Source organism: Synechococcus sp. R6-7, assembly GCF_047461695.1.
Lineage (GTDB): Bacteria > Cyanobacteriota > Cyanobacteriia > Thermostichales > Thermostichaceae > Thermostichus.
The window spans coordinates 1-967 of sequence record NZ_JANSHS010000432.1 but is presented as its reverse complement, the minus strand read 5'-3'; the positions used below and the strand labels follow the sequence as shown (position 1 = coordinate 967).

At 59.6% G+C, this 967-nt stretch carries 1 protein-coding gene; it reads right to left on the bottom strand.

Annotation, left to right across the window (positions count from 1 at the left end; all coding sequences use genetic code 11):
* On the bottom strand, positions 1-798 hold a 798-nt coding region (locus tag NW815_RS12245; protein WP_414416067.1), incomplete at its 3' end, for a SulP family inorganic anion transporter.
* Positions 799-967: the final 169 nt, after the last annotated feature.

Here is a 967-nt window from a genome sequence, read left to right as displayed (position 1 = left end):
CCCCAGCACCACCCCATCCAGCACCAAGTTGGCCAGGGAAGCAAAGGGCAACTGCGGCCACTGCAACTGCGGCAAACCGGTGGGGATAGGGCCAATGCGCCGCAAATCCCAATCGGCCATGAACAAGCTGGCCGCCAGCGTTCCCAACACCAAAGCCACCAACTGCGGCGGCACCACCCGTCGCCAGGGCTTGGGATAGCCAAAAAGGATGGCAAGCGTCAGCAGCCCCAGCCCCAGCTCTGGCATCTTGAGGTTGAGCAGGTAGGTCGGCAGGTTCTGCACCGCCCCAATCACTCCCCCCTGGCTGGCGTGGCCCAAAAGCGGCGGGATCTGCAGCAAAATCATGATCCAGCCGATCCCGGACATAAAGCCGGAGATAACGCTGTAGGGCATGAGGGTGATGTATTTACCCAGTTTCAGGGATCCAAACAACACCTGAAACAAGCCCCCCAGCATCACCACGGTGAAGGCCGGCCCCAGCCCCTGCTCCGGATAGCGGGCTGTAACATTAGCAACCACCGCCGTCATCATCACAGTCATCGGCCCGGTGGGTTCGGAGATGAGCGTGGGCGTACCCCCAAACAGAGCCGCAAAAAAGCCCACGCATACTGCTCCGTACAAGCCCGCCACCGGCCCTGCCCCCGAAGCCACCCCAAAGGCCAAGGCCATCGGCAAGGAAACAATCGCCGTCGTCAACCCGCCGAAGAGATCCCCGCGCCAGTTGTCTAGGCTCAGACGTCGGTGCCAATCCAGAAATCTCTTGCCGCCGGACTGTTGTTCTTTCGCTTGGCTCAGCATGCCCCAAAGCCCTCCACGCTATGGGCAGCCTATCATTGAACGTTACTATAGAGATCATGCTAGAGAATAGATTTTCTTCTATAGTTTCCCTCAAGGATTCCCCTCCAAGCGAGGGCATGGGGCTTGAGCCGGTAGAGTTGTGTAAACTACCCGACACCCGCGCTATGCG